This is a genomic window from Gemmatimonadaceae bacterium (assembly GCA_035606695.1).
GTDB lineage: Bacteria > Gemmatimonadota > Gemmatimonadetes > Gemmatimonadales > Gemmatimonadaceae > JAQBQB01.
Map to the genome: position 1 here is coordinate 1 of DATNEW010000050.1, position 21,288 is coordinate 21,288.

21 protein-coding genes are annotated in these 21,288 nt (G+C 66.2%); 9 read left to right on the forward strand and 12 right to left on the reverse strand.

Translation table 11 applies throughout. From position 1 onward, the window contains the following. The 6 genes from VN706_24740 to VN706_24765 form a co-directional block, all read right to left on the reverse strand. Positions 1-421 (reverse strand): hypothetical protein (locus tag VN706_24740; protein ID HXT18856.1); only part of this gene is annotated, 421 nt, incomplete at its 3' end. Continuing rightward, positions 418-780: a hypothetical protein gene (locus VN706_24745; protein ID HXT18857.1), complete on the reverse strand. Its 363-nt coding sequence runs from the start codon at positions 778-780 to the stop codon at positions 418-420. The genes VN706_24745 and VN706_24740, both read right to left, overlap by 4 nt. After that, positions 770-1,042 (reverse strand): hypothetical protein, encoded by a 273-nt coding sequence (locus tag VN706_24750; GenBank protein HXT18858.1) that lies wholly within the window; start codon positions 1,040-1,042, stop codon positions 770-772. Before VN706_24750 ends, VN706_24745 begins: the two co-directional genes overlap by 11 nt. A 32-nt stretch (positions 1,043-1,074) precedes the next feature. Beyond that, the gene (locus tag VN706_24755; GenBank protein HXT18859.1) at positions 1,075-2,262 is read right to left on the reverse strand and encodes a type II secretion system F family protein; all 1,188 of its coding nucleotides are present in this window, start codon (positions 2,260-2,262) and stop codon (positions 1,075-1,077) included. 22 nt (positions 2,263-2,284) lie between these two features. Continuing rightward, positions 2,285-2,773 (reverse strand): type II secretion system major pseudopilin GspG, encoded by a 489-nt coding sequence (gene gspG / locus VN706_24760; protein HXT18860.1) that lies wholly within the window; start codon positions 2,771-2,773, stop codon positions 2,285-2,287. Further along, positions 2,757-4,259 (reverse strand): GspE/PulE family protein, encoded by a 1,503-nt coding sequence (locus tag VN706_24765; protein ID HXT18861.1) that lies wholly within the window; start codon positions 4,257-4,259, stop codon positions 2,757-2,759. The genes gspG and VN706_24765 overlap by 17 nt, the downstream gene beginning before the upstream one ends. A gap of 131 nt (positions 4,260-4,390) precedes the next feature. Between VN706_24765 and VN706_24770 the strand changes: the two genes are divergently transcribed. The 6 genes from VN706_24770 to VN706_24795 all read left to right on the forward strand — a co-directional run bounded on the left by VN706_24770 (position 4,391) and on the right by VN706_24795 (position 12,676). Then, positions 4,391-7,522 carry an N-6 DNA methylase gene (locus VN706_24770; GenBank protein ID HXT18862.1) on the forward strand — a complete coding sequence of 1,044 codons (3,132 nt, stop codon included), beginning with the start codon at positions 4,391-4,393 and terminating at the stop codon, positions 7,520-7,522. A 46-nt stretch (positions 7,523-7,568) separates the two neighbouring features. Beyond that, positions 7,569-9,722, forward strand: a complete 2,154-nt coding sequence (locus VN706_24775; protein HXT18863.1) for a helicase-related protein — start codon at positions 7,569-7,571, stop codon at positions 9,720-9,722. A 73-nt stretch (positions 9,723-9,795) separates the two neighbouring features. Next, a complete protein-coding gene (locus tag VN706_24780; GenBank protein ID HXT18864.1) occupies positions 9,796-9,996 on the forward strand; it encodes a hypothetical protein in 201 nt (66 codons plus the stop codon). Between the two features lie 103 nt (positions 9,997-10,099). Continuing rightward, on the forward strand, positions 10,100-10,864 hold the full coding sequence (locus tag VN706_24785) for a c-type cytochrome (GenBank protein ID HXT18865.1): 765 nt from the start codon (positions 10,100-10,102) through the stop codon (positions 10,862-10,864). 85 nt (positions 10,865-10,949) lie between these two features. Beyond that, on the forward strand, positions 10,950-11,918 hold the full coding sequence (locus tag VN706_24790; protein HXT18866.1) for an aldo/keto reductase: 969 nt from the start codon (positions 10,950-10,952) through the stop codon (positions 11,916-11,918). Positions 11,919-12,025: 107 nt separating this feature from the next. Beyond that, positions 12,026-12,676 (forward strand): Ig-like domain-containing protein, encoded by a 651-nt coding sequence (locus VN706_24795; protein HXT18867.1) that lies wholly within the window; start codon positions 12,026-12,028, stop codon positions 12,674-12,676. Positions 12,677-12,682: 6 nt separating this feature from the next. Here VN706_24795 and VN706_24800 read toward each other — a convergent pair whose 3' ends face one another. Continuing rightward, positions 12,683-13,816 carry an acetamidase/formamidase family protein gene (locus tag VN706_24800; GenBank protein ID HXT18868.1) on the reverse strand — a complete coding sequence of 378 codons (1,134 nt, stop codon included), beginning with the start codon at positions 13,814-13,816 and terminating at the stop codon, positions 12,683-12,685. 160 nt (positions 13,817-13,976) lie between these two features. Here VN706_24800 and VN706_24805 point away from each other — a divergent pair, with 160 nt between their 5' ends. Together VN706_24805 and VN706_24810 are read left to right on the forward strand one after the other, a co-directional pair. Next, complete coding sequence (locus VN706_24805) at positions 13,977-14,945, forward strand: threonine/serine dehydratase (protein ID HXT18869.1); 969 nt, start codon at positions 13,977-13,979, stop codon at positions 14,943-14,945. An 18-nt stretch (positions 14,946-14,963) separates the two neighbouring features. Beyond that, positions 14,964-15,296: a helix-turn-helix transcriptional regulator gene (locus VN706_24810; protein ID HXT18870.1), complete on the forward strand. Its 333-nt coding sequence runs from the start codon at positions 14,964-14,966 to the stop codon at positions 15,294-15,296. 7 nt (positions 15,297-15,303) lie between these two features. Here VN706_24810 and VN706_24815 read toward each other — a convergent pair whose 3' ends face one another. After that, a complete protein-coding gene (locus VN706_24815; protein HXT18871.1) occupies positions 15,304-15,798 on the reverse strand; it encodes a hypothetical protein in 495 nt (164 codons plus the stop codon). Between the two features lie 121 nt (positions 15,799-15,919). Here VN706_24815 and VN706_24820 point away from each other — a divergent pair, with 121 nt between their 5' ends. Beyond that, a complete protein-coding gene (locus VN706_24820) occupies positions 15,920-16,792 on the forward strand; it encodes a hypothetical protein (protein ID HXT18872.1) in 873 nt (290 codons plus the stop codon). A 63-nt stretch (positions 16,793-16,855) separates the two neighbouring features. On the opposite strand, the gene VN706_24825 is transcribed toward VN706_24820, so the two are convergent. The 4 genes from VN706_24825 to VN706_24840 form a co-directional block, all read right to left on the reverse strand. Continuing rightward, on the reverse strand, positions 16,856-17,677 hold the full coding sequence (locus tag VN706_24825; GenBank protein ID HXT18873.1) for a succinate dehydrogenase/fumarate reductase iron-sulfur subunit: 822 nt from the start codon (positions 17,675-17,677) through the stop codon (positions 16,856-16,858). Then, the gene (locus VN706_24830) at positions 17,674-19,497 is read right to left on the reverse strand and encodes a fumarate reductase/succinate dehydrogenase flavoprotein subunit (protein HXT18874.1); all 1,824 of its coding nucleotides are present in this window, start codon (positions 19,495-19,497) and stop codon (positions 17,674-17,676) included. The genes VN706_24825 and VN706_24830 overlap by 4 nt, the downstream gene beginning before the upstream one ends. 58 nt (positions 19,498-19,555) lie before the next feature. Then, positions 19,556-20,359, reverse strand: a complete 804-nt coding sequence (locus VN706_24835; GenBank protein HXT18875.1) for a hypothetical protein — start codon at positions 20,357-20,359, stop codon at positions 19,556-19,558. A 72-nt stretch (positions 20,360-20,431) separates the two neighbouring features. Next, positions 20,432-21,286: an energy transducer TonB gene (locus tag VN706_24840; protein HXT18876.1), complete on the reverse strand. Its 855-nt coding sequence runs from the start codon at positions 21,284-21,286 to the stop codon at positions 20,432-20,434. Between the last annotated feature and the right edge of the window lie 2 nt (positions 21,287-21,288).

A 21,288-nucleotide genomic window follows, 5' to 3' on the forward strand; every position in this document is an offset into this window, starting at 1 on the left:
CGATTTTCATTCGCGCGGCACGCAACGCTCGCACGACCTCGTCGAGCACGGCCCGATCGAACGTCGCACCCCACGGCGTACCATCGCGACCGTGATGCACCTCCGCAACGACGAGCGGCGTTCCCGTCGACAGAAAAAATGCCTGATGATTCTCGCGCACGAGCTGATCGATCAGCGCCGGTTGTTTGAGATTCGGCAACCCGTACAGCGGCTTTACCTGACACCACGCCGGTCCGATGGCGACGACCGTTCGCGCGCCCGCCGCCGACTTCGGCATCCGCGCCACGAGCGCCGCAATCGCTGTCGACAACCGCCGCGCATCATCGTGCGGTTCGGCACCATGCCAGCGAACCACGCCCGAGCGAACCACGACCGCACGGACGTCCTGCACGCCAATCGCGAATCCGCACGCGGTGGTCATCGCGGTCCACCCGCATCAGTCGTGTCCAGGCGATAGAACGTTGTTCTCAGCAACGGCGCGGCGCCGTCGCGGGAGATCGCGACGTCGAATAGCTCCGGCGCCGGTTGCGTGACATCCAACGTCCACCCGCGCACCATTGATCGCCCGACGAACGCAATGAGCTTCGCCCGATCATACATCACGAATCGGTCGAGCTCCGCCGACGCCTGCGTCACCTCTCGCTCGGTATCGCGCGCGCTGCGCATCGTACGCGAGGTTTGCCCGAGCACCGCGAGCATCGCAACGCCGCTCGAGCCCAGCACCACGAGCGAAATCATTACCTCGAGCAACGCGCTCCCGCGACGCCGTCTATCGCGCATCGGCGCTGTGCCCGGTCAGGCGATCGACGTGCAGCGCGGAATCGGCGACGACGCTCCCGTCTGGATTCAACGTCGCCATCGCAACGCTGCCGCCAACCGTGAATTGCACTGTCAGCGCGCGTCCGGTCCTCACGACCATCGGCAATGAATCCGCAAGCACGGTTGCCGGAGCGTTCGGCGGCGGCGTATATCGCCGGACCGCAAGCGTCGCCACCGACGCCAGGATGCCGACCAACACGATCGTGATCAGCAATTCGACCATCGTGGATCCAGCGGGCCTTTCGCGCGCCGGCATCACGACGGCCGAACACTGTAGATGGCCTGCAACAGTGCCGCCGCGATCAACGCGACGACCGAGGCAAACGTGAGCAGCAACATCGGCTCGAGCATTCGTACCGCCGTTCGCACCACCCGATCGGCATGCTCCTGCTCGATACGCGCGGCATGCGCGAGCATCGACGCCACTCGGCCCGACTCCTCGCCGGCCCGCACCAATCTCACGGCCGTCGCGGTCGCGCCTCTGGTTGCTTCCAACGCACGCGAGAGCGGCTCGCCCGCCGCGACACTCTCCCGAGCGCGCAGCAATCGATACTCGAGCTCCATGTCGGCAGTCGCACGCGCGGCGAACACCAGGCCGGCCGCGATGGTCACGCCGCTGTCGAGCAATGCCGAAAGCGAGTGCGCCATCCGCGCCGCCCCCGCACTCGCGCGCACCGGCCCTATCATCGGAATCGACAACAACAATCGGTGCCACGCACGCCGGCCCCGCTCAGTCTGCGTCCATGACCGCCATCCCGCGATTCCAACTCCAAGCGCAACGACACCGGGTATGAAGCCGGCGTGCAAGGCCGCCGCGCCATGGAGCACTGCACGCGTCGACGCGGGCAACGTTTGTCCGAGATCGGCCAGTATCCTCGCAAACCGTGGCAACACGACGGTTATGAGAATTGTGACGGCCAATACCCCGGCCGCGGCAACAACCAGGGGATACGCGAGCGCGGCTCGCACCGACGCACGCATCTGCGCCGACGATTCCATGAGATCCGCCGCCCGGCGAATCGCCGGCCCAATGCCGCCGCCCGCTTCGCCCGCCTGCGCAATACCAGTCACGAGCGCCGGTATCTCGACGGGCGCCGACGCCAGCGCGGCAGCCAGACTCTGCCCCTCGCGCACCGACTGCCGAATGTGCGGCAGCGCCGGCCGCCAACCGCGCGGCGCCAATTCCTCGAACGCCTGCAACGCGCGCCCCACCGGCAATCCGGCATCGAGCAAGTCGGCGAGAATTCGAAGCCCCAACGCCAATTCCGCGATCGGCAGCGGACGGCGGCGCGCCTGTCCGCGCTCACGACTCTCGAGGGCCAGCACATACAACCCCCGCGACGCGAGCACCTCGCGCGCCTCGCGCGACGACTCGGCATCGACGACGCCCGAATCCAGGTCGCCGTCGGCGCGCGCCGCCCGATACGCAAACACTGTCTGCACGCACTCGCTCCATTGAAAGTCGCTATTGATGAACGGGCCCGTTCCACGACGTCATGTCCGCATCTTCACCATCACCGCCCGGGCGCCCATCCTTGCCCAAGGTGTACAAGTCGTACGCATTGGGATTCGCGACCCCGGGCGAGACGTACACGTACGGCCGGCCCCACGGATCGAGCGGCACGATCTGGCGGAGATACGGGCCCTTCCAGTTCGGCGGCGAATCCGCCACCGGCAATGTCCGCAGCGCCTCGAGCCCCTGCGCACTCGTCGGAAATCCCTCATTGTCCAGGCGATACGCATCCAGCGCCAATGAGAGAATTTGAATTTGACTCTTCGCGGTATTTCTCCGCGCTTCGCCGATGTTGCCGAACAGCGACGGCGCCACGATGGCCGCGAGCGTCGCGATGATCGCGATCGTCACCAGCAATTCGATCAGCGTGAAGCCGCCGGGCGAACGCAGATGCCCGCGCCGGCGCGCGCCGCGCGCGGAACGCTCAGTCCTGCACCACACGCGCCACCTCCTCCACCGTCGTGTGTTGCGACTCGACCTTGAGCCAGCCGTCCTCTCGCAGCGCGACGAAACCCGCCTCGAGAGCAAGCGCCCGCAGCTCGGCACGCGGCGCACGCGCCGCGATGGCATCGCGCAGCGCATCCGTGACGGTCAGCAGCTCGAAGATCCCCACGCGCCCGCGATATCCCGTGCCTCGACAGGCGCGACATCCTTCCCCACGCACCAGCGTCGCCCGCCGCATATCGCGCCCGGCGACCGCCGCAACCGTCTCCGGATTCGGCTCGTACTCGACGCGACATTCATCACAGATCCGCCGCACGAGCCGCTGCGCCAACACGCCTTCCAGCGTCGCCGCCACCAGGTAATCCGGAACGCCAAGGTCCAACAGCCTCGGTATCGCACTCACGGCATCATTCGTATGCAGCGTGCTGAACACGAGATGCCCGGTCATCGACGCTTGCACCGAGATCTCCGCGGTCTCCTTGTCCCGCATTTCGCCGATCATCACGACGTCGGGATCCTGCCGCAGAATCGCGCGCAACGCGGCACCGAACGTCACGCCCGCCTGGCGGTGCACCGGCATCTGCGTGATGCCCGGCAGTTGATACTCGATCGGATCTTCGACGGTGATGATCTTCTCGACCGTCGCGTCACGCTGCTGCAGAGCCGCATACAAGGTTGTCGTCTTGCCGCTGCCCGTCGGCCCGGTCACGAGCAGCATCCCATGCGGCTTCCCCGCCAACCGCGACGTCGCTTGGAATACAGTCGGCGACATCCCCAACTCGCTGAGCGTGACGGGACGCCCGCCGTGATCGAGCAGGCGAAGCACGACGCTCTCGCCGAACATCGTCGGCACGGTCGACACGCGGAGATCCAACTCGCGCGCCTCGAGCCGCACGCGAATGCGCCCATCCTGCGGACGCCGCCGCTCCGCGATGTCCAGCTCCGCGAGCAGCTTGATGCGCGATACCACGGCATGATGCAAATGCGCCGGCGGCTCGGGCGCCGGCACGAGCACACCGTCCACCCGAAAGCGAACGGACAATCCCGTCCGCGTCGCCTCGAGATGAATGTCGCTCGCCGCCGCGTCATACGCGTCGCGCACGAGCAAATTGACGTACCGAATGACCGGCGGCTGGTTCGCGAGATCGCGCACGTCGGTGGTGAGATCGTCCGCCGCTACGTCGGCGCGCGCAAGCTCGATCGACCGCTCCGACCGTGTCGTGAGACGCTCGATCAATCGCTCCAGCTCATCCTGCTTCACGGTCTCGAACGTCACCGCGCGCTGATACACGTACGCGAGATCCGACGCGCTGCCGCGCAGCGCATGCTCCGCCGCGGCAACGATCAGCGCGCCGTCGTCCCCAATCGCCTTCGGACATACCTTGTGATGCAGCAGATACTCTCGGCTCAGTCCACCGGCGAGCATCAACGCATTGGTCGTTTGAATGAGCATGCTGCACAGTGCCGTCGCCGACGCCACCATGCGTGACCATTCGAACGCACACCGCGCCATTGCGCCGCGCGATCGCTCACGAAAACGGCATTCGTGTTTTTTGATCGCCCACGCAACGAACTGGTCGCGGTCACCGCGCTCGACGTCACTAGAGTCGGCGCGTGCCCACACTCCACGCAGCCGCGCAACTCCTGCTCGCGGCCAACTCCATCGATGGCCTCGTGCCTCTCGCGCGCGCCATCGGCTGCGCCGGCGACGTCGCCCCGCTCGACACGCCTACCCGCCAGTCGCTCGGCATCATTCAAGGAGTTTCGGACGCGCGCATCGCGACCGGGCGCGGTGCGCTGCGTGCCTTGCTCCTGTCGGTAAGCGACGGCACTCCGCTACGCGACCGTATCCCCCGCCTCGCCGCTCGGCTCGCCTCGCGCGCGCCGCACGTCCTGTGGATCGTACTCGCGGTCCAACCCGAAACCGATTCGCTCGCGATCGCCGCGTGGACAGATGACAGACGCCCACCGCGCATCGCGGCCCTCGTGGCGCAACGCAGCCGCCTCGCCGACAGCGATGCGGAGACGGTGCGTTCCCTCGCCGCCGCCGCCGGCCCGCGCGATCTTCTCACCCACGCGCGCTGGGTCGAGATCCTGGGCCGAGATGCGTTGACGATCCGCTTTTATCGCGCGCTCGAAGGGGCGATCGGCAAGCTCACCGAGTCATCGCCCGCCGGCAGCGCCGCCGTCCGGCGCGAGCTCGCGCTACTCGATACCTCGCGCCTGCTCTTCCTCACCTTCCTCGAGGCGAAAGGCTGGCTCGCCGGAGACCACGCGTTCATCGCGCGCCACTATGAGCAATGCGTCGCCAACCGCGGCGGTTTTCGTAGCCGCATCCTGCGGCCGCTCTTCTTCGGCACGCTCAACACACCACGATCCGCGCGCGCCACGCTCGCCCTCCGATTTGGTAACGTTCCGTTCCTAAATGGCGGTCTCTTTTCGCGCACGCCACTCGAGCGCCAATCCCGCCACGTCTCATTCTCCGACGACGCCTACGGCGCGCTCCTCTTCGACGTGTTCGGGCAATACCGATTCACCGCCCACGAAGAATCCGCCTCCTGGAACGAAGCCGCCGTCGACCCCGAGATGCTCGGTCGTGCCTTCGAGTCGCTCATGGCCAATCAGGAGCGACGAAAGACCGGCGCCTTCTTCACCCCGTTCGCGCTCGTCGAACGCGTCACGCGCTGCGGCCTCGAGGCCACACCAATTCACACGCGGGACGATCTCGCGCGCGCCGCCGTGCTCGATCCCGCCTGCGGCTCGGGCGCATTCCTCGTCCACACACTCGAGCGACTCGCCGACCGCGCCCGCGAGCTCGGCGACGACGGCCCGATGTCCGAGATTCGCCGCCGTATCCTCACGCGCTCGATCTTCGGCGTGGATGTCAATCCAACCGCCGTCTGGCTGTGTCAGCTCCGCCTCTGGCTGTCCGTCGTCATCGACAGCGACGAGACCGATCCCGCCGCCGTCATGCCGCTGCCCAATCTCGATCGCAACGTGCGCGTCGGCGACGCTCTCCAGGGCGCAAGCTTCAACGAGGAATCGACGCCAGTCCGCGGCGACAGATCAGTCGCTCGTCTTCGCGAACGCTATGCGCGCGCGACCGGCCCGCGAAAGGAATCGCTCGCCCGCGAGCTCGATCACACCGAGCGCGCGCGCGCCCTCGCCGTCATCGACGCCAATCTCGAATCAGTCGCCGCCCGCCGGCGCGATCTTCTCTCCGCACGGCGCGGACGCGATCTGTTCGGCGGACGATACCGCCCATCAGCCGCCGAACGTGACGCAGCCGCCGGGTTGCGCCGACATGCCGCAGCGCTTCGAACCACGCGTCGTACGATCGCAAACGGCGGTGCGCTGCCCTTCTCATTTCCAACGCACTTCGCCGACGTATGCGCGCGCGGCGGGTTCTCGCTCATCGTCGGCAATCCGCCGTGGGTTCGGCTGCATCGAATTCCCGTGCAACAACGTGCCGCCATCCGACGCGACTTCGCCGTCGCGCGTACCGCCGCCTGGGAGGCAGGCGCAACCTCCGCCGGCGCCGGCGCCGGATTCGCCGCGCAGATCGACGTCGCCTCGCTCTTCATCGAGCGCTCGAGCGAGCTGATCGCGCCAGACGGCGCAATGGCCCTGCTCGTTCCGTCGAAGCTCTGGCGTTCGCTCGCGGGAGGTGGCGTTCGACACCTCCTGTTCGAGAAGACTCGAGTACTGACGCTCGAAGATTATTCCGAGGCTCCGGCTGCATTCGACGCGGCCGTCTACCCCTCGCTCATCGTCGCGCGCAGGCCCGCGGACGACACTCCTCGCATCTGCGACACGAAGTTCGCGGTGCATCACAAAGGACAGCACGCGTTTCGTTGGTGTGCGCCGTGTGACTCGGCGGCATTCGATGAGTCTCGTGGCGCACCGTGGGTGCTGCTTCCACCCGAAGCGCGGCGCGCCTTCGACCTCATACGCCGGATCGGTCAGCCCCTCGCCGAAAGCGCGCTGGGCCGCCCGTACCTCGGCGTCAAATGCGGTTGCAACGATGCATTCATCGTCGAGTGCGTCGATGCGCACGGCGAGCTCGCGGAGGTCGTCACGTCAGACGGTCAGGCGATCACCGTCGAGCGTTCGCGCGTACGCCCGTTGTTACGCGGCGAAGTGCTTCGTCCGTGGTGCGTGCCGGCGAATTACGAGTCCATTCTTTGGACGCACGATCCCGACGGCACGGCTAGCCACAAGCTCCCCGCGCTGACGAGTCGTTGGCTCGCGCAGTGGCGGCACGCGCTCGTGAATCGAAGCGATGCACGCAACCGCGCGCGGTGGTGGTCTCTCTTTCGCGTCGAGAGCGCGCGAAATGATCGGCCGCGCGTCGTGTGGGCCGACGTCGGAAAGGAACTGCGCGCGTCCGTGCTGCCCGCGGGCGACGAACGCATTCCGTTGAACACCTGCTACGTCGTTCGCTGTCGCGATGAGTGCGATGCACACGCATTTGCCGCATTGCTCAACGGTCCGCTGGCTCGCGCGTGGTTGAATGCGGTGGCCGAACCGGCGCGCGGCGGCTATCACCGCTACCTCGGCTGGACGATGGCGCTCTTGCCGATTCCCACGCCGTGGGACGACGTACGCCACGCACTCGCGAAGATCGGCCGACGCGGCGCACTCGGCGCGCGCATCAGCGACGTCGAGTTGCTCGAGGCGGCGACCGAGGCGTACGGTATCGTTCACGACGACGTCGCTCCGCTCGTGGCGTGGAGCGCGGGGTGAGCCCGGTGTGAGCGCCCCCGGCGTACGGGCCCTTATTGCTCATGCAATGCTCGACGCGACCGCGAGCGCGCCGCACACGCTGGGCGACGTCACACTCCGACCGCACCAGCGCGCCTCGGCCGACCGGCTGCTGGAGCTCATCGCGCATCACGGCGGCGCGTTGCTCGCCGATCGCGTCGGCACCGGCAAGACGTACACCGCACTGGCGGTTGCGTCGCGTGAACGTGCGATCATAGTGATCGCCCCGTCGTCGCTTCGAGACATGTGGCGCGACGCACTTGCCACGACCGGCGTTGCCGCGCGCATCGTCACGCATGAGAGCTTGAGCCGCGGCGACATTCCTACGCTCGAGCCATCCATCGTTCTCGTCGACGAGGCGCATCGTTTCCGAAATCCCGCGACACGGCGATACGCCGCGGCTGCCACGCTCTGCCGCCGCGCGAAAGTCCTGTTGGTGTCGGCCACGCCGATTCAAAACGCGCGCAACGACCTCGCCGCGCAGCTGGCACTCTTTCTCGGGCGCCGAGCATGGTCGATGGACGAAGCCGAGCTTGCGGCATACGTCGTACGCGATTCCGAGCCCGAGCGTCTCACGCTGCCCGTGCAGCTCGGCCCCATTCGCATCGAGCTGGACGTCGACGACGATTGCACCGACGATCTGCTCGCGCTTCCGCCGCCGGTGCCGGCGCGCGATGAGTCGCTCGCCGCGGCGCTGCTGACATGTGGCTTCGTGCACCAGTGGACGTCGAGCCGCGCGGCGTTGGTATCCGCGCTGCGTCGGCGGCGTACGAAGGCGTTGGCGCTGTCGGACGCGCTGAGTACCGGTGTCATGCCGTCGCGCGCCGAGCTCGCCGCATGGACGCACCTCGGCGACGCCATGCAGCTCGCCTTTCCCGAGCTGGTGGTCGCCGCCGGCGACGACGCGTCATCTGATGTCGACGCGCTGCGTGACGCGATCGCCGCGCATCTCGCCGCGCTCGAGCATCTGCTGGCGCGCTTGCGGTCTGGGCACGATCCGGACGATGCGCGCGCCGACGCACTGCGAATCATTCGTGACCGGCATTCCGGTGAGCGTGTCATCGCATTCTGTCATTACGCCGAGACGGTTGCGGCACTCTGGCGTCGGCTGTCGGGCAGTCGAGGCGTTGCCGCGCTGACCGCCGCCGGTGCGCGCGTTGCCGGCGGCCGCATTTCGCGACGTGACGTGCTCACGCAATTCCAGCCCGGCACCGCCGCCCGACCCATTCGCGATGTCGATCGCATCGATCTACTGCTCACGACCGACGTGCTGAGCGAAGGACTGAATCTTCAGGAAGCATCGGTCGTCGTGCATCTCGATCTTCCATGGAACCCCGCGCGTCTTGAGCAGCGGGTCGGTCGTGTGCGCCGGCTTGGTTCGCGACACGCGACCGTCTCCGTCTACGCGCTTGCGCCGCCCGCCCGCGCTGATGCGTTGCTGCGCATCGACGAGCGGCTGCGCGCGAAGCTCAGCATCGCACGGCGCACGGTGGGCATCGCCGGCCAGATTCTTCCATCGATGCTCGGCGACGGGGCGGGCGAATCCGGCGCTGCCGAGCTGCATGCGACGATTCTCACACATCTTCGGCGATGGGCCTCGCCCCGCATTCCTGCCGGAGCCGCCGATCCGCTCTCGGCCGCCGTCGTCTCGAGCACGCGCGGCTTTCTCGCGCTCATTGCGAATGGAAGCCGATCGCGGCTCGTCGCGAAGATCGACGGACCAATCTCGAGCGACGCGAAAACGGTATTGCGCGCACTCGCTCTCGCGGAAGGACCTGACATGCCTATCGACGCGAATGCGCTTGCCGACGCGTCCAGGTGTCTGTCGCGCTGGCTGGAACATCAGCGCGGCGCTATCGCCGTCGATCTGTCCGCGGCCGCCGCTGCCCGTTCGCGCCGCACCGCGCTCGAGCGTGTGCGTCGGGCGCTATCGCATGCACCACGGCATCGCCGAGCGCAGCTTGCGCCGTTGGCTGACGCCGCGCGCGCTGTTGTCGCCGCGCCACTCGGCGAGGGCGCCGAACGTGTCTTGGAGATGTTGGTGCGGGCGGACTTGCCGGACGAGGCGTGGCTGCGATCCATCGCGGCATTCGGAGAATTGAACGCGCGGCCGCCGGCACCGAGCGAGTCGGGGGTCGACCGCGTGGCGGCGATCATCTTGTTCCAATCCCCCGCGCTTTAGTTCGGCGCGCCCCCGCCGACACTCATCATTGGGAAGCTGTTCTCGCAGTCGAACCCGGTAATGAGTACGCACCATGGACGAGTCGCTGCCACCTTCTGGCCCAACCGAAACTCCGTCGCGTCCGACGCGACGCGATCTCGACGCGTGGCGTGGCGACATCCGCGAACGTCCGCCGGCGTGGCGACGCCGTCCGCGCAGCGAGCGCGTGCGCGACCTGTGGCAGTCGACGCGTCCGCTGCTCGCCCATCTCGGCGAAGGCCGTAGCTGGGAATAGGCTGAACCGTCTCCTGTTCGGCCTTTGTAATTCTTGTACGGTCGTTGTGGCGTAATCGCCCGGCACGTTGAGCTTGTGGCACCCCCAACGCCCGAGCCGAATCATGCGTCGCATCAGCTTCCTGCGATTCACTCGTTTGGTCTTCATGACCTGTGCGGCATCCGCCTCGCTGAGCGCGCAAGCCCCCGGGAAGTTTCCGCCCGACTCCCTCGTCAACACGAAGATCATCCCGCGGAACACGCCGCCGATTCAGGTCGTTGGCATCATGCGCAACTTCGCCATCGACCTCGGCGTGCGATGCCAATTCTGTCATGTGGGCCGCGAGGGGCAGCCGCTCGCGCAATTCGATTTTGCCTCGGATGAGAAGCAGACGAAGGCGATCGCGCGACAGATGATGCTGATGGCCCAGGAGATCAACCGTCGCGTCGACACGTTGCCGGGGCATTCGGCGCAAAGCATTCAGGTGACGTGCCGAACGTGCCATCGAGGCGTGAGCAAACCGACTCCACTGTCAGCCATTGTCGCCGACGCGGCGATTGCCTCGGGTGCCGACTCGGCGCTGCGTGCGTATCGTGCGCTCAAGGAGCGCTACGTCAACGGCGACGCGTATGACTTTCGCGAGGCCTCGTTGAACACCGCCGCCTTCCGCACCGCTCGCGCGAACAAGGTGAGTGACGCGCTGGCACTGCTCGACTTCAACGAGCAGCTGTTTCCAGGCTCGTCGGCCATGTCGGTGTTCCGCGGCAACATCCTGTTGATGCGCGGCGACACGACGGCCGCCGCCGCCGCGTTCAACGAGGCGATCAAACGCGATTCGACCAACACCGAGGCGCGAGGCAGACTGAGGGATATCGGCCGGGCGCGATAGGTTGCCGTGCGTTGGGCGTGTGAACCGGCCGGAGCGCTATCTTACCGGCGTCGCCCAGCGCCCATCGCCCAACGCCCAACGCCCAATGCAATTCACCACCCTCGGCCACACCGGCCTCACCGTCTCGCGCATCTGTCTCGGCTGCATGAGCTACGGCTCGTCCAAGTGGCGGCCGTGGGTCCTCGATGAATCGGATGCGCGGCCTTTCTACAAGAAGGCGCTCGACGCCGGGATCAACTTCTTCGACACCGCCGACATGTACTCGCTCGGCGCGAGCGAGGAGGTCACGGGACGCGCGCTGCGCTCGATGGCGAACATGGACGAGATCGTCCTCGCCACGAAGGTCTTCAACGCGATGAGCGACGGCCCGAACATGAAAGGCCTGTCGCGCAAGCACATCACGCAGGGCGTCGAAGCGAGTCTCAAGCGACTCGGCGTCGAGACGATCGATCTGTATCAGATTCATCGCTTCGATCACACGACGCCGGTCGACGAGACGCTCGCCGCGCTGAATCACCTCGTCGAGAGCGGAAAAGTCCGCTACCTGGGCGCCAGCTCAGGGTTTGCCTGGGAGCTGATGCGCGCCCTCAGCATCTCCGAGCGCAACGGCTGGGCGCGATTCGTCTCCATGCAGCCGCAATACAACCTGCTCTATCGCGAGGAAGAGCGTGAGATGATTCCGCTCTGCCGCACCGAAGGCATCGGCATCATCCCGTGGTCGCCGCTCGGACGCGGCAAGCTCACGCGGCCACGCGCCGAGCAAAAGGGTGCCAGCATTCGATCGGAGAACGACCCGTACGCGGAACGAATCTACGCCGACGTGAATTGGGAGATCGTCGACGTCGTGGAGCACGTCGCGAAGGATCGCGGTATTCCGATGGCGCAGGTCGCGCTCGCGTGGCTGCTCTCGAAGCGCGACGTCACGGCGCCGATCGTCGGCGCGACGAAGATGTACCAGCTCGACGACGCCCTCGCCGCGCTCGACGTGACGTTGAGCGCCGACGAGATCGCCGCCCTCGAGGCGCCCTACAACCCGATCCTGCCGGTCTTCTGATCGATCGGGTGACTCCGGCGCGCCACGCATAGTTGGGCGGTGAGAGACCTCGCACCAGCCGGAGCGCAGTGATGAAGAGTTTTGTGGGAGTCACCATCGGAGTCGCCGTGTTCGCCGTCGCTCTCGCGGCGTGCAGCAACGACAATTCCCAGCCGGGTGTCGGCTGCGGCGGATTCATCGTACCCGGCACCGTGGTGCTGCGACCAGGCGTCGAACTCACCATCCGCAACGCGCAGGGTCAAGCCGCCGCATCCGGAGACTCGGCATTCGTGGTGCGCGGCAGCGCCAGCAACCAGGGCGGGCAGGTGCGAGATAGTCTCACGCTCGACCTCTACACCGGGACCGGCACCTTCGACATTCTGTTGAGACGACCTTTCTACCGCGACACGACACTCAGAAACGTGGTAGTGCAGGCGGGCGACTGCGGCACCGTCCTCACGACGAGCTTGGCCGTGACGCTACAGCCGGTCGCCGGAGCACCGCCGGTCCGTTCGGTCGCTGTATTCGGCGCCGACTTCCTTCCGAACGCGGGCGCACAGGCGCGACTCGTCGCCGTGGTCGATGCAGATGCCGGCGTCTCGCACGCCGTGACGTGGCGCTCGAACGACACCACGCTCGCTCGCATCGACCAAACGGGGCTCGTCACGGCGCAATGCACGACGCGCGGGGGCACCGACAGCGTGACAGCGAAATCAGTCGTCGATACGACCAAACGCGCGACACTGCTGTTCGGCGTGGCACCGGCAACCAAGTGTTGACGCGCGTCAGCTCGCGTTCGTCGGCAGACGCGACTTCGCGATCTTGACGAGAACGGTGTACTCCGGATCGACGATCTGAATGATCGGCGCGCGCGAATTCTGCGAGACGAACTGATACGCATCGAGCTCGGAGAGCTTCGCGTTAGCCTGCACCCAGCCGACCATCGCCTTGAACGCGACGCGCGCCGCATCCTCGAGCGGCCGTCCGCTGCCGACGAACATGATCTCGTCGGCGTTCTCGATGCGCGGCACCGGCGTGGCCGTGTGCTTCAGCAGCTCGACGTACACCTCCACGTTCATCGCGCCTTCGATCGCGGCGCCCATGATCTCGCCTTCGCCCATCGCGTAGTGCCCGTCACCGAATGAGAGCAGCGCGCCGGGTACATTGACGCCGAGGAAGACGGTGTTTCCCGCGCGTACTTCGGGACAATCCATGTTGCCGCCGAAGTTGCCCGGCACGATCGTCGTGCGCGCTTCCCCGCCCGCCGGCGCCACGCCCAGGCAGCCGAGGAATGGCGCGAGCGGCACTTCCCAGGCGCGCTTGGCGTCGCGGCTGGTGCTGCGTGCGACGTTGCGCGCGGCATCGACGTCGTATCGCCACGTCGTTTCGGGAAAGTCAGGACCCAACATCGCGGTTTGATCGGTGCCGACGAGCGCGCCGAATCCAGGACCGAACGACGACACGCCATACGCGCGCGCCGGTTCGAGTTTGCGAATGTGCACCGCGACCGTATCGCCCGGCTCCGCGCCTTCGACGTAGAACGGACCCGTTTGCGGATTGTCGTGCCCCGCGGGCATGACCTTGGACGGCAAGTCGGCCGCCGTCTTCACCGCGCCGTCGAAGCAGTCCTCCGTCCACGTCACGATGCGCGTGCCCGACTTGATGCGCTGTCTGGGCGCCGCGCCGCCGAACGTGTATACGAGCTCTTCGTGCTTCGGGGTCCATCGCAAGACCGCGGCACCGGCGGGCAGCGCGGCAAGCAGCGGCCGCGTCGCGGGAGAGCCGGCCTGCATCGGCGCGGCGGCGCCGGCTTGCGCGACGGACGCGGTGTCGTGGGCGGCCGACGCCTGGCGGCAGGCGGCGAGCAGTCCGGCAGTGCCCAGCGGCGCGCGAGCGAGGAAGTGGCGGCGTGAGGTCATTGGCGGGGACGGGTGAGAGGCTAGCCGATGTACGCCGCCGAGACGGCGATTGTCAAGTTCCCGCCGAGGCGCGCATGACGGCGGCTTGCGGCTCGAGGCAAGGCGTACGTATTGTTAGTTAGCTAATTAGCTAAGTGGCTAACTACTCGTCGAGAAACCGATGCCGCTACCCGCAGTGCCCGACGACGTCCGGACGTCCGCGCCGTTCATCACCGCCGACGCTGTTCGCGATACGGCGCGACGCATCGCCCCCTACATTCGCCGCACGCCGGTCATCGAATTGGACGCGGCCGGCGCTCCGCCCGCCACGGTCAAGCTCGAGCTGCTGCAACACTCCGGCTCATTCAAGGTGCGCGGCGCATTCGCCAACCTGCTCCTCCGCGACATTCCACCCGAAGGCGTCTTCGCCGCGACCGGCGGCAACCACGGCGCCGCCGTCGCGTACGCCGCGCAGCAGCTCGGCATTCCCGCCACGATCTTCGCGCCGGTCATCTCGTCACCCGCCAAGATCGACCGCATTCGCTCGTACGGCGCGACGCTCGTCCTCGGCGGTGCGTCGTATGCCGACGCACTCGCGGCGAGCGAAGCCTGGGCGGCGGACCGCGACGTTCTCTCCGTGCACGCCTTCGATCAGCGCGAAACAATGCTCGGCCAGGCGACGGTCGCCGTCGAGCTCGAGGAGCAAGTTCCCGACGCCGACACGGTGCTCGTCGCCGTCGGCGGCGGCGGATTGCTCGGCGGTGTCGCCGCCTGGTATCAGCACCGGGTACGCGTCTTCGGCGTCGAGCCCACGGGCGCGCCGACACTGTCCAGGGCGCTCGAGGCCGGACGCCCCGTGAACACCGACATCGACACGACGTGCATCGCGGCCGATTCGCTCGCGCCGCGCAGCGTCGGCACGCACGTGTTTGACGTCGTGAAGCCGGTGATCGCCGGCGCGGTGCTCGTCTCCGACGACGACATTCGGGCCGCGCAGCATTTCCTGTGGAACGCGCTGCGCATCGTCGCCGAGCCGGGCGGTGCGACGGCGTTTGCCGCGTTGCTCTCGGGGAAGTACGTGCCGGCCGCGAACGAACGCGTGGCCGTCGTAATCAGCGGCGGCAATACGACCGCGGTGCAATTCACATGACTTTCACATGAGCTTCACATGAGCGCCGCGCATCCGCGATTCAGCTCGGCGCATCTCCTCCGCTGCCTGACCGCCGTCGACAACGAGCGACGCCTTCAGATTCTGCACTGGCTCAAGGAGCCGGCGAAACATTTCCGCGCGCAGATCGACGGCGATCTCGAGACCGACGGCGTGTGCGGCGTGTTGATCGCGGAGAAGCTGGGCGTCAGCCAACCGACCGTGAGCCAGCACATGCGCCTGCTCGTCGCGTCGCGGCTCGTCGACGCAAAACGGATCAAGCAGTGGACGTTCTACAAGCGGAACGAAAAAGCGATCGCGGACTTCAAACGCAACGTTCGCGAGAATCTCTGACGAACGCTCAGTCGTCGAGCGCGGGCTCGTACTCCTGATGCGCCGGTGCCCGCTCGTGACGGCCGAGCATGCGCACGCACGTGTTCCAGCGAAGAATCGCCTCGTCGTTGCTCGGCGGCCGCATGTGCTCGGCGCGCTCGTAGTGACCCATCGCTTCGCGAAACGCTTCCGACGCCACGTCCGCGGAACCCAGCGCGCCGTGATGCAGATAGGCGCGCGCCCGTCGCTCGGAGACGATGCCCGCATAGTAGTGGCGATCGTACTCGTCGCGTAACCGCGGGAGCACCGCGCGCGCGCGCCGCACGCCGTCCGACATCTCGTCGACGAATTGATCGGTGATCGACAGCAGCAGCGAGATCAGTGCTTCCTGATTGTCGGGGTCGACGTCGAGCACGTCGAGACAAATGCTTTCCGCCGCCGACGAATCGTTGAGCAAGCGATACCGCTCGGCTTTCTCGAGCGCGGCGGGAATGCCTTCGCGAGTGATTGGTTTCAATTGCATCCGGGGTCTCCTCTCACCGGGGTCCGGTGTCATCGTGAAATGTGGCGCGGTGGCGACCGGTTGCAATAGAGGCGACGCGCGCCGTATTCTCAGATCCTTCCACTCACGCCTCGAGGGTCGCATGCGCTGGCGCCTGCTCACGAGCCTGACCGTTCTCGCGGCCGCGAACGCCGCCGCACAGAGCACTATTCCATCCACGCCCGTCGGCAAGGTGTTCGCGGGATGGCTCTCGGCGTTCAACGCGCACGACAGCGCGGCCCTCGCGCAGTACGATCGCCAGTATGTGCCGATCGTCCCGCCGGGCACGGAGACCGGGATGCGGGCGAACACGGGCGACTTCGAATTCGTGAAGGCGATGACCGACCAGCCCGAGCATCTCGACTTTCTCGTGCGCGCGCAGAAGTCGGGCATGTATTTCCGAGGGGTGATGGAGGTGACGGGCAGCCCGCCGGTCGCAAAGACGTTTCGCATGCAGGCGGTGCCGCGGGGCGCGCCGCCCGAAGGATGCAAGACGTACGTAGAGCCGCCGCCGCGCACGACGGCGGATCCGAAAGACGTCGCGACGCAGGACGCGATCGTCGCCGCACTGTACGAGTCGATCTCAGGTCCGGCGTGCCAGCGACGCGACTGGGATCGCTTTCACTCGCTGTTCGTTCCCGGCGCGCGACTCATTCCGACGCGCATCGGGCCCGACCACAAGGCGACGACCGTGGTGTACACGCCGGACGAGTACATAGACGCCGTGAAGACGAGCATGGACGAGAATGGCTTCTTCGAGCGCGAGATCAAGCGCACCGCCGACACGTTCGGTACGATCACCGAGGCATTCAGCACGTACGAGTCCCGCCGCCAGGCGAACGACTCGACGCCGTTCGCGCGCGGGATCAACAGCATTCAGATGTTGAACGACGGCACGCGCTGGTGGGTCGTGACGGTGTACTGGCAAGGCGAGCGGCCGGATATGCCGATCCCCGCACGGTATTTGCCCAAATAATGTCATCCCGAGCGGAGGTGCGTAGCGCCGGAGTCGAGGGACCCCCGTCCCGACGAAGGAGTCCTACTTCTTCCGCCGCGAGTAGATCTTCACCAGCTTGCCGATCGGATCGAAGTATTCATCGACGACGCGCTCCTTCAATGGAATGATCGCGTTGTCGGTGATCGTGATGTGCTCGGGACACACCTTGGTGCAGCACTTGGTGATGTTGCAGTAGCCGATCCCGAACTCCTTGCGCAGCTCGGGCACGCGATCCGCCGTGTCGAGCGGATGCATCTCCATCGCCGCGGTATGGACCAGGAAACGCGGGCCGATGAACCCATCATGCTTGTGATGGTCGCGCAGGACATGGCAGACATCCTGGCACAGAAAGCATTCGATACATTTTCTGAATTCCTGCACTCGATCGATGTCGCTCTGCTGCATGCGCCACGTGCCGTCCGCGGCGTCCGGCGGACGCGGCGTGAACTTCTTGATCTTCTTCTTGACCTCGTAGTTCCAGGACACGTCGGTCACGAGATCGCGCACGTGCGGAAAGGCGCGCATCGGCTCGATCGTCACCGGCGCGTCCACGTCGAGCTCGGCCAGGCGCGTCATGCACATCAGCTTCGGCATGCCGTTGATTTCCGCCGAGCATGATCCGCATTTGCCGGCCTTGCAGTTCCAGCGGCAGGCCAGGTCGTTCGCCTGGGTCGCCTGGATCTCGTGGACCGCGTCGAGGACCACCATGCCCTCGACGACGTCCTGCTGGTACTCGACGAATGCGCCCTTGCCCTGATCGCCGCGCCAGATCTTGAACGTGCGCGTCGTGTGCTTCGCGGCCGCATCCTGTGCTTGCTGCGCGGCGGTGAATGCATCGTTTGGTCGCCCACCCGGAGCCGTCATTTCATCTCCTCGATCACGGCGTTCAGATGCTCGGGCATGGACGCGATCGGCTCGCGGCGCAGCTCCATCTCTCCGTCGCCTCCTCGTCCCTTCTGCACGACGAGGTTGAACGTCGCGTACGCCGGATCCTTCTCCGGATAGTCATCGCGAAAATGTCCGCCGCGGCTTTCCTTGCGTTCGATCGCGCAGCGCGTGATCGCCTCGGACACCGTGAGCAGATTCTTCAGATCGAGCGCGGTGTGCCAGCCCGGATTGTACTCGCGATTGCCCTTCACACCGACCTGCTCGGCGCGGTGCTTGAGCTTGCCGACCTCGCCGAGCGCGAATTCCATCTGCTCCTGCGCGCGAACGATGTTGACGTTGTCCTGCATCACTTCCTGCAGGGCTTCCTGCACTTGATACGGTCCTTCCGCGCTCTCACGATTGAATGGCGCGAGTGCCATGCGCGCCGCGTCATCCACGTCGGCCTGATTTGGTTTCGCCGCGCCGTTTTGCTTGGCGAACAATGCCGCATGTTCGCCCGCGCGCTTGCCGAACACGATGAGATCCGACAGCGAGTTGCCGCCGAGTCGATTGGCGCCGTGCAGCCCGGCGGCGACTTCGCCGCACGCAAAGAGTCCGGGGACGGTCGACATCTGCGATTCACCGTCGACGCGCACGCCGCCCATGATGTAGTGGCACGTCGGGCCGATCTCCATCGGTTCCTTCGTGATGTCGACGCCCGCCAGCTGCATGAACTGGTGATACATGCTCGGCAGCTTGCGCTTGATGTGCTCCTCGGCGTTCGGGAGCTTTTCCTTGATCCACGAGATGTCGAGGAACACGCCGCCGTGCGGTGAGCCGCGTCCTTCGCGCACCTCGCGCACGATCATGCGCGCCACGTGGTCGCGCGTGAGCAGCTCGGGCGGGCGCCGCGAATTCTTGTCGCCCTGCGTGTACTTCCACCCTTCTTCGGGATTGTCGGCGGTTTGCGCCTTGTAGTTGTCGGGGATGTTCTCGAACATGAATCGCTTGCCATCACGATTCTTTAATACGCCGCCTTCGCCGCGCACGCCTTCCGTCACGAGAATGCCGCGCACGCTCGGCGGCCAGATCATGCCGGTGGGATGGAACTGGATGAACTCCATGTCCTGGAGCGCCGCGCCGGCATGGTAGGCGAGTGAATGGCCGTCGCCCGTGTACTCCCAGCTGTTCGACGTGATCTTGAACGCCCGTCCGACGCCGCCCGTGGCGAGGATGACCGATTTTGCCTGAAACAGACGAAAACGGCCGCGCTCGCGGTCGTAGGCAAAAGCGCCGGCGATGCGGTCACCGTCCTTGAGGAGGGTGACGACCGTGACCTCCATGAAGACGTCGATGCCTTGATGGATGCCGTGATCCTGCAGCGTGCGAATCAGCTCGAGGCCGGTGCGGTCGCCGACGTGCGCCAGACGCGGATACCGGTGGCCGCCGAAGTTGCGCTGCAGAATGCGGCCGTCGGCGGTGCGATCGAACACTGCGCCCCACGCCTCGAGCTCCTTCACGCGATCGGGCGCTTCCTTCGCGTGCAGCTCGGCCATGCGCCAGTTGTTGATGTACTGCCCGCCGCGCATGGTGTCGGCGAAGTGCACGCGCCAGTTGTCGCGATCGTCGACGTTGCCCATCGCCGCGGCCATGCCGCCCTCGGCCATCACGGTGTGCGCTTTGCCGAGCAGCGATTTGCAGACGAGACCGACCTTGACGCCGTGCGCCGACGCTTCGATCGCCGCGCGCAGGCCGGCGCCGCCCGCGCCGATGACGAGTACGTCGTGTTCAGTAGTTTGATATTCTACAAAACTCATTATTGCGGAATTCCGAGCGGAGGGGCGTAGCGCCGTAGTGAGGAACAATCACCAACAATCAAAACAGCCTCCAGTCGTGCCAGATGCCCATCGAGCACAGCCGAACGTAGAGGTCCGCGAACGCGACGCCGACCAGCGACATCCACGCCCACTTCATGTGCCACCGATTGAGACAGCTCGAGCAGTCGTACGCTTTCTTCCGCACGGGGTGGCGCGAGAGCTGATCGAAGAATCCGCCGACGATGTGGCGCATCGAGTGGCAACCGAGCGTGTAGCAGCTCAGGAGCACGGTGTTGAGCGCGAGGACGAGCGTGCCGACGCCAACGCCGAACTTCACGCCGCCGGCCCCGTCATCGAACCACAGCGCGCGCCACACGTCGTGCGCGAGAATGAACAGGAAGATCACCGCGATGTACATGAAATAGCGGTGCACGTTCTGGAGAATCAGCGGAAACGACCGCTCGCCGAGATACGACTTTCTCGGCTCACCGACCGCGCAGTTCGGCGGATCGGCCCAGAAGGCCTTGTAGTACGCGCCGCGATAGTAGTAGCAGGTGAATCGAAAGAGGCCGGGAAACGGCAGGATGATCAGTGCCGGCGAGAACGGCAGCAGTCCCGGCCACCAACCGGGCTTCGCGCCGAACCATGCCGTGCGCGGATCGCCCCAGAGCTCCGGCGAATAAAAGGGCGACAGGTACGGCCCATACGTGTAATGAGCGTTTTGAAATGCCGCCCAGGTCGCGTAGACGACGAACGCGCCGAGGATCGTGAAGACGACGACGGGCTGAAGCCACCAGTTGTCGGGGCGAAGCGTCTCGCCGAAGCTGCGTTGCTCTGGTAGTAGCGGAAGCGGTGCTGCCATGGTTCCCGGTCAGAGTGGGGAGGTTGACCAGCCAGCCGGACGGGGCAAATGGACAGCCGAAGGCCTCGTCCGTCAATGCGTCGGCGGCTCGGGAAGCGAGAATGTCATCGCGTACTCGACCTGCTGCGCGACCGCGCACCCGCGAATGGTCGCCGGCCGAAAGCGATGCTTCGACAGCGCCACGAGCGCGGCGCGGGTAAAGCTCGCATCCGTCGAGCGAACGAGCTCGATGGTGTCGAAATTCGGCAACCCGTCCAGGTCGATGACAAACCGCAGCACGACTTCGCCTTCGTCGAGATCGTTCGCGCGCGCTGCCGGCGGGAATGGAGGTGGTGGGTCGTTCTCCAGCGCGCTCGCGTCCACCACCGGCATTCGTGGGAATTGCGCGGACGCCAATCGCATGGCGCCGGCCGTCGAGTCGGTGGACCAGACCACGTTGAAGCTCGTCGTGTAGTCGCCACTCAGCGGTGCGAAGGCGGGATTGGCGACCGCTCCCGTCCGAATGGCATCCACCGCGGCGGAGTCGAACCCCGTCATGAGCCCGGCGCGCGTGACGAGTATTTCCTCGATGCCCGCGGCTGACGTGGTGACGCGATAGATCGCGGTAACCGTGGGCGCGCGCAGGGTCACTGCCGTGTCCCCGCCGCGAACACGCAGCGTTCGCGCGAGCGAGGGACCGGAGAACACGTTCAACCGGAATGGCCGCGGTGCGACGAACCCGGACCCGATGCTCGTGAGAATGCGGTGTGCTTGCTCGCCGACGAACGGTGGCCCGTCGACTCGGCGAACCGATAGAAACAGCGCCGCCTGGACGCTGTCGGCGCGTGACGCGCCAACGATCGAGTCGCACCGCGCCGAATCCGATTGTTGCCCCGCGACAGGAAGCGCGTGTACGGCGGCCATGAGCAGGACGCTGAGGGCGCGCATGC

Coding starts and splice junctions, on each gene's coding strand:
- VN706_24745 (HXT18857.1), bottom strand. CDS start 780: ATGCGCGATAGACGGCGTCGCGGGAGCGCGTTGCTCGAGGTAATGATT.
- VN706_24750 (HXT18858.1), bottom strand. CDS start 1,042: ATGGTCGAATTGCTGATCACGATCGTGTTGGTCGGCATCCTGGCGTCG.
- VN706_24765 (HXT18861.1), bottom strand. CDS start 4,259: ATGGTGGCGTCGGCGACGGCACTGTGCAGCATGCTCATTCAAACGACC.
- VN706_24775 (HXT18863.1), top strand. CDS start 7,569: ATGCTCGACGCGACCGCGAGCGCGCCGCACACGCTGGGCGACGTCACA.
- VN706_24780 (HXT18864.1), top strand. CDS start 9,796: ATGGACGAGTCGCTGCCACCTTCTGGCCCAACCGAAACTCCGTCGCGT.
- VN706_24785 (HXT18865.1), top strand. CDS start 10,100: ATGCGTCGCATCAGCTTCCTGCGATTCACTCGTTTGGTCTTCATGACC.
- VN706_24790 (HXT18866.1), top strand. CDS start 10,950: ATGCAATTCACCACCCTCGGCCACACCGGCCTCACCGTCTCGCGCATC.
- VN706_24800 (HXT18868.1), bottom strand. CDS start 13,816: ATGACCTCACGCCGCCACTTCCTCGCTCGCGCGCCGCTGGGCACTGCC.
- VN706_24805 (HXT18869.1), top strand. CDS start 13,977: ATGCCGCTACCCGCAGTGCCCGACGACGTCCGGACGTCCGCGCCGTTC.
- VN706_24810 (HXT18870.1), top strand. CDS start 14,964: ATGAGCGCCGCGCATCCGCGATTCAGCTCGGCGCATCTCCTCCGCTGC.
- VN706_24815 (HXT18871.1), bottom strand. CDS start 15,798: ATGCAATTGAAACCAATCACTCGCGAAGGCATTCCCGCCGCGCTCGAG.
- VN706_24820 (HXT18872.1), top strand. CDS start 15,920: ATGCGCTGGCGCCTGCTCACGAGCCTGACCGTTCTCGCGGCCGCGAAC.
- VN706_24825 (HXT18873.1), bottom strand. CDS start 17,677: ATGACGGCTCCGGGTGGGCGACCAAACGATGCATTCACCGCCGCGCAG.
- VN706_24830 (HXT18874.1), bottom strand. CDS start 19,497: ATGAGTTTTGTAGAATATCAAACTACTGAACACGACGTACTCGTCATC.
- VN706_24835 (HXT18875.1), bottom strand. CDS start 20,359: ATGGCAGCACCGCTTCCGCTACTACCAGAGCAACGCAGCTTCGGCGAG.
- VN706_24840 (HXT18876.1), bottom strand. CDS start 21,286: ATGCGCGCCCTCAGCGTCCTGCTCATGGCCGCCGTACACGCGCTTCCT.